This is a genomic window from Methylacidimicrobium cyclopophantes (assembly GCF_902143385.2).
GTDB classification, from domain to species: Bacteria; Verrucomicrobiota; Verrucomicrobiia; order Methylacidiphilales; family Methylacidiphilaceae; genus Methylacidimicrobium; species Methylacidimicrobium cyclopophantes.
In genome coordinates, this window is record NZ_CABFUZ020000175.1 from 1 (window position 1) to 6,396 (window position 6,396).

A 6,396-nucleotide genomic window follows, 5' to 3' on the forward strand; every position below is an offset into this window, starting at 1 on the left:
GTTCTCCTCAATCTCCAAACGATTGGCGGTTATACGCCCGATCTCGCCGCCCGCGCCTTCTTGCCCGTATTTTTTCTTATGCCCCCCGGGTGGATTCTCGCCACCTATTGCAACCGCCACTTCGATCCGCGGGGGCCGTCCGCCCTCTACCTGCTCGCCTTCGCCGCCTATGCCTATTGGGTGAGCACCTACGACTATTTCGGAAGGCGCTCGTGGTATACTTACCTGCTCGGATCGCAACTGCTCGAAGGATTTTGCCTGGGAGGAATCGCGACGTTGACCGCGCTCGCTTTGCGAGGGACCCCCCGCCATCGGGAGAGCGCGGCCAGCCAAACCCTCGTTCTCCTTCGTACCTACTGGATGAGTTGGGGTCCGGGGCTGCTGGGCACCTTCCTCACCCATCGCGTCGCTTTCCAGCAGAGCCGGCTCGTCGAAACGGCCCCCTGGGGCGATCCGGCCTTTGCAGATGCGGCCGGCCGGCTCCTTCAGGCCGGCGCCTCTCCGCCCCAGGCGGTTCGGCTCCTCGGGCGTTACGCCTCGGGCCATGCGACGATCCTGGCCACCGAGGATCTCTTCCGGTTCTGCTTCTGGTGCTTCCTCGTTATGGCGCTCCTCGTCTCTACGCCGCTCGCCAAAAGGAGCGCTCGTCCCTAACCGGGGAGGGGAACCGGCGCGAGCCGCCAGATGCCTTCGGCATACTCTCGGATCGAGCGGTCGCTCGAAAACTTGCCGACGGTGGCCGTATTCGTCAGAGCCATCGCCATCCAGCGGGATCGGTCACGGTAGGTCTGCTCGGCCCGTCGCTGGGCGGCCAGATAGGAGGCAAAGTCGGCGAGAACCAGGAACGGATCACCCCCTTCCAGCAGGCTGTGCCGAAGGGGTGCGAGCACCGATGCGGGCTCGCCCGGTGTAAACTCTCCGGACCCGAGCCAATCCAGAATGGCTCGCAACTCGGGATCGGACTCGTAGATTTCCCATGGGTTGTAGCCTTTTCGGACTCGCTCAGCGACCTGCTCCGCAGTCAACCCGAAGAGGAAGATGTTTTCGTCTCCTACCTCTTCGCGAATTTCGACGTTGGCTCCGTCGAGCGTGCCGATCGTCACCGCACCGTTGAGCGCCAGCTTCATGTTGCCGGTTCCCGAAGCCTCCTTCCCGGCCGTGGAGATCTGTTCGGACAGGTCGGCCGCCGGAATGATCCGCGACGCACGGGTCACGCCATAGTTGGGAATGAAGCCGACTTGCAACTTCCCCAGGGCGCGGGGATCGCGGTTGATTCGGGCCGCCACCGAATTGATCGCCTTGATGATGCATTTGGCCAAGTCATATCCGGGTGCGGCCTTGCCGCCGAAGAGGAAGAGCCGAGGGGGAAAATCGGCGTTCGGGTTTTCCAAAAGTCTGCGGTAGAGCCAGAGGATGTGGAGCAGATTGAGATGTTGCCGCTTGTACTCGTGAATCCTCTTGATCTGGACGTCGAAGAGGGCATCGGGATCGGCGGTAAGCCCGCACCAATCGCGCAAACATTCCGAAAGGCGAACCTTGTTGGCCCGTTTGATGGCGGCGTAGCGGTCGAGAAAGGAGGCATCCGCGGAAAACTTCCGAAGCTCGCGGAGCCGCGAAAGGTCGGTGATCCACTCCTCTCCCACCACTTCCGTCAAGAGCGAGGAGAGCAGCGGGTTAGCGCCCAAGAGCCAGACGCGGGGCGTAATGCCGTTTGTGACATTGCGGAATCGGCCGGGAAAGAGCGCCGCGAACTCTGGGAAGAGCCGAGTCCGGAGGAGTTCCGAATGGAGGGCGGAAACTCCGTTGACCGAAAAGCTTCCGACGACTGCCAGATGGGCCATCCGGACGCCCTTGATGTGGTTTTCCTCGATGAGGGAAATCGCACGGCGCTTCTGGTGAGAGGAGTCGTCGGTAACCGGGACTTCCTCCAGGAGCCGCCGATTGATTTCGTAAAGGAGCTCCAAGTGGCGGGGAAGGACCCGGTGAAAGAGGGGAACCGACCAGGTTTCCAACGCTTCTGGAAGCAGGGTGTGGTTGGTGTAGGCGAAGATCCGGGAGGTCCAATCCCAAGCCCGTTCCCAATCCATCTTCCGCTCGTCGATCAGGATCCGCAGAAGCTCCACGATGGCGATGGCCGGATGGGTGTCGTTGAGGTGAATCACGACCTTTTCCGGGAGGAGATTCCAATCCCGGTGTTCCGCTTCGAAGCGGCGAAGGATATCGCGCAGCGAGCAGGCGACGAAGAAGTACTGCTGGACTAGGCGCAGCTCCTTGCCGCTCTCGGTCTTGTCATTGGGATAGAGGACCTTCGTGATCGATTCACAGAAGCTCTTTTCTCCGACGGCCTCGAAATAGCCCCCCCGATTGAAGGCTTCGAGATCGAACTCCCGGGTCGATTTGGCGCTCCAAAGGCGCAGAATGTTGACCGTCGTGGCGCCAAAGCCGGCGATCGGAATGTCGAAGGGGAGTCCAAGCACATCGCGGCAATCGCTCCAGCGGCAGCCTCCCTCCTCGTGCTCGAGTCTCCCGTAAAGGTGGACGGTTTGCGCGAATTCCGGATGGAGAATCTCCCACGGGCTTCCCAAGCGATGCCAATCGTCGGGTCGCTCGATCTGGTATCCGCGGACGAAGTCTTGCTGGAAGAGGCCGAACTCATAGTGAATGCCATAGCCGATGGCGGGCAGCCGGAGCGTGGCCAACGAATCGAGGAAACAGGCCGCGAGCCTGCCGAGGCCCCCGTTCCCCAGTCCCATCTCGCCTTCCTCTTCGCAAATCTCCTCGAGATCGACGCCGAGCTTGCGCAGCGCTTCGCCGGTGCGTTCCCAAAGGCCGAGGTTGAGCAGATTTTGACGGAGAAGCCGACCCAAGAAATATTCGAGCGAAAGATAGTAGAGCCGCCTTACCCCCGCTTTCCGATGGGTTTCCTGGGTAGCCAGCAGCCGCTCGATCAGAAAGTCCCGCGTCATGAGCGCGGTGGCCAACCACCAATCCCGTGGCGTGGCGCTCTCCGGCATGCGCGCCAAGCTAAAACGGAGATGGGCGCAGGTACATTCCCGAATCGCTTCCGGGGTGGCTTCCTTTGTAAAACGGGAGGAACCGAGGAACGGCTTCATGGGAAGACGAATCTCCAGCGAGGTCCGCAAATGGTCAAGCGCCAATCCGCCTTTCTTTTTCCTCTTCCTGGGATTCCCGCTGGCGCTTCTGCTGGTCGAGGGGCTCCGTGGATCTCTTCATGCCGGTGACTTATCCGAGTGAGCTAGCAAGACTCATGCCAAGGCAGCCTTTTCCCCGCCCCGATCTCGCGCTCTCCGAACCGAAAGATTGTCGACCATTGCGTCCTGCTCGAAGACCAGGAAGCGGAAAGCATTCTTTCCGGCCGATTCGGGTCGGCGCTCGGCGAATCGACGCGTTTCTCGACACGCATCGCCTGCGAGCAAAAAAGAGCGCAGCCCTCGGATCGCTCTCCCGCAGCGCCGGCCGGCGAGCTTCCGGGAACCCTTGAGCGGCTCGCTTGCGTCGGCTGTGCGGCCGGAGCAACTTACAAGGAGGAGCTTTTGCATGGGCGAAGATGGGAAAGCGGTCGGTTCTCCGAGGGAATTTGGCGACGGAATGGCGCAGCCGACTGGGCGCAATCTTTCCAAGCTGCTCCAGCTCCGTCTGCTTTGGATCGCTTCGACTCTTCTCTTGGGGCTTCTCCTGTTGGGGGCGCTGGCTGATGCCTACATCCGGCCGCTGCCCGGCTCGACCGGAGACGACGAAGTCCGAACCCCTGCGGCTCAGCGCGCCTTCTTCGACCGATGGCAGGGAGCTCTCGCCGACTTGCAAAAGGGCCGCCTGGGCTTTTGGGCCCTCCCTTCGTCGACGGAGAAGTTCGGCTGGTGGGATCGCCTCCGAAAACTTCCCAACGAGGCCACCGTCCGGCTCGTCCTCCGCCGCCATCTCGCTCCCGATATCGACCTGCGGGAGCTGCAGCCCGTGCATCGGGAGGCGCTTGCGGATGGCGTAAGCGTTTGCTATCTGGTCACGGTCGAGCCGAGGAGCGCCGAATACCTCGTTCCGATCGAACCGGCCGGGATTCCTGCGGGGACGGGCAAGATCGAAGCCGGGCTCATGCGCTATCTCCTCTTCGCCGAGGGCCTGCCGCCGGGCTATGTCTACACCCTGGGCGATAAGACCTTGGTCGCTCCTGCGGGGAGCCCGTACCGTTTCCGATGGACGGTGCGCCGCGCAACCTCGACCGGGGGAATTTGGCGGATTCGTGAGGTCGATCCAACCCCATTTGAGAGCTCGAGCGAATGGGAGAGGATGGCGATCGCCGCTTCCCAGAACGCCCCCGTCCTGCTCGTCTGCTCTCAGGAGCGGTTGAGCCGAATCGAAGAGGAGCAGGAAGCGGCTTGGAAAGGCTTCCAGGATCGTTGTGCGGAAATCCGGCGAAAAGCGGATCAGTATGCCTCGGATCTGCTCAAGAACATTCCCGGTATTCCCCATAAAGGGAGCGCTTTCGGTGCCGGAACGGGAACTCCGACGACCACCCTCGAAGGGGCGGGCTTGGGCGCGCTCGGTGGGGCGATCCTGGGCGGCTTCTTCGGCGGGGCTGGCATCGGAGCAGGACTCGGCGTGGTCGGAGGCGGTCTCGGCGGCTATTTGTACAGCCAAGAGAGAAGGCGGGAGATCTATCGGAGGCGCCTCGCCGCCCGGGAAGCCGCGTTGCGCGAAGCGCGGAAAAAGATCATCGCCTTCCGGGATGGGCTCATCCGTGGCTACGAGCAAGAGCTCCAAGAGCGAGCACGGGAGCGGGAAGGGGTTCTTCTCCGCGGGGAAGCCGCGGGTTTCGGGGAAGCCTTGAGAAAGGATTGACGCTGCTCCCCTTCCGCGCCAACCTTTGACTAACTTCGCGCTCGTGGCGGAACGGCAGACGCGCTAGATTCAGGTTCTAGTGGGGCAACCCGTGGAGGTTCAAATCCTCTCGAGCGCACCAGAGGCAAAGTTCAACTCCCACTCTCTCAGGCCGGAAAGCACGCAACAATTTTGCTTCCCCTAAGCCGTTTCTCGCCACGCTGGGGAAACGATAAGCGAAGATGGGCGAATCGGAAGGGCGGAGGAACCGGAAGAAGGTTCCCGTCGTAAAGCGCGGCAGGCCCCATGGCGGAATGAGATGGCATCTCACCGGCTTGTATCGGAACAGCAAGCGGGTTCCGGCTGGCGTCATTGGCAAGCGGCTGGCCGCCATGGGGGCTGCCAAACTAGAGAAATAGCCTCGCAACGGCGAAAGACACGCCTGTGCATCCTATCATTTGGCGCATTTCCAGGATGCGGCCGGACCAGCCCTCAAAACCTAAGAGGCTCGCAGAGATCGAGGCGGCCCTATCCCAAGCTCAAGAGTTACCGGACAATACGTCGGGTCTATATTATTATTCCTGGCTGCCGGGGTGCCGAGTCCACAGCCCTATGCGGCTCTGCTTCTTGGCCTTTTCGATCCCGTGCCCGGCTCGGAACCGGTGGATCGCGAAGGGCTTCTCCGAAGAAGCACCCGAAGCGTTCCGCCGCCTTCCAGGGATCCCTTTTGGTCCAACTCGCCGGAAACGGACAGCCCTGGATCGGCCTCTTCTCCCGGATCCCAAGAGAACTCAACGCATTGTTTCCCAAACTCGATCTCCTTCCCCGCTTCGCTCATCCATCCAAGTGGGCTCTGTAGGCGGAACACAAATCCATCCATCATCCTTCTGGTGCAAACGCTTACACTGGAAATGTCTGGAAGTTCCGTGAACGGCGACAACAACCTGGAGAACCTCAAAAACCCGAACAGACCTGGAAGGTACGGCTTATCGAGGAGGAGTTCAGCCGGTTCATGTTCGACATGCAGGGCGTGCAGGAGATCGTTCTATGCTATCGGCTGGCATCCACAAGACAGCGGATCGTGGTCATGTGAACTGCTGGCATTCCTATGGACGGGCGCATGATCCATGTTTAGGGCAGGAATTCACATGACTGGCGGCAGTCTCCATGGCAAAGGCTGAAGTCAATGGGGAAGCCGCTGATCCCAAAGGGGTCGCTCGCGCGGGCCGGTACGTTTAACAGGCGACCGTCTATCGGACCTTCCTGTCGGCGTCACTCTCGCCCAACCCGCGCCTGCGCGTGGACGACCTCCAGGCCCCGCTTGCGGAAGCCAGCCACGCCCTCGGCCGGTTGGATGGTCGGTGCTCACGATTCTCGATCCGGATCTCTTTGTGCTGATGCACGTGCGGAAGGAAGCGGTGCGTTTCAGCCAGATGAAAACATCACTGGAGAGGGGAAAGTAACCATGCCGCCGGGAGCCGTCCGGCGCTCCGAAGGCTGAAGCGACCAAGGCGCGATGGGCGATGAAGGGAGACTACTTCCGGAGAACGGCGGCTGCCG

General features: G+C 61.4%; 4 protein-coding genes and 1 tRNA gene. 4 read left to right on the plus strand and 1 reads right to left on the minus strand.

Annotated elements, in window-relative coordinates; genetic code table 11:
• A partial coding sequence (locus FN369_RS11200) for an MFS transporter (RefSeq protein WP_512698704.1) occupies positions 1 to 654 on the plus strand: 654 nt, incomplete at its 5' end.
• Here the strand turns inward: FN369_RS11200 and FN369_RS07925 are convergent.
• Positions 651 to 3,113 carry a glycogen/starch/alpha-glucan phosphorylase gene (locus FN369_RS07925; RefSeq protein WP_142525631.1) on the minus strand — a complete coding sequence of 821 codons (2,463 nt, stop codon included), beginning with the start codon at positions 3,111 to 3,113 and terminating at the stop codon, positions 651 to 653. The genes FN369_RS11200 and FN369_RS07925 overlap by 4 nt on opposite strands.
• Here FN369_RS07925 and FN369_RS11205 point away from each other — a divergent pair.
• The 3 genes from FN369_RS11205 to FN369_RS07935 all read left to right on the plus strand — a co-directional run bounded on the left by FN369_RS11205 (position 3,112) and on the right by FN369_RS07935 (position 4,978).
• On the plus strand, positions 3,112 to 3,255 hold the full coding sequence (locus FN369_RS11205; RefSeq protein ID WP_178087751.1) for a hypothetical protein: 144 nt from the start codon (positions 3,112 to 3,114) through the stop codon (positions 3,253 to 3,255). The two genes, FN369_RS07925 and FN369_RS11205, sit on opposite strands and share 2 nt — an antisense overlap.
• Before the next feature lie 303 nt (positions 3,256 to 3,558).
• Entirely contained in the window at positions 3,559 to 4,857 is a 1,299-nt protein-coding gene (locus FN369_RS07930) for a hypothetical protein (protein WP_150003901.1), read from the plus strand.
• 37 nt (positions 4,858 to 4,894) lie between these two features.
• A tRNA-Leu gene (locus FN369_RS07935) sits at positions 4,895 to 4,978 on the plus strand.
• Positions 4,979 to 6,396 lie beyond the last annotated feature (1,418 nt).

Bases quoted from the DNA above. Each gene is read 5' to 3' on its own strand.
- FN369_RS07930 (WP_150003901.1), top strand. From the start codon at position 3,559: ATGGGCGAAGATGGGAAAGCGGTCGGTTCTCCGAGGGAATTTGGCGAC.
- FN369_RS11205 (WP_178087751.1), top strand. From the start codon at position 3,112: ATGGGAAGACGAATCTCCAGCGAGGTCCGCAAATGGTCAAGCGCCAAT.
- FN369_RS07925 (WP_142525631.1), bottom strand. From the start codon at position 3,113: ATGAAGCCGTTCCTCGGTTCCTCCCGTTTTACAAAGGAAGCCACCCCG.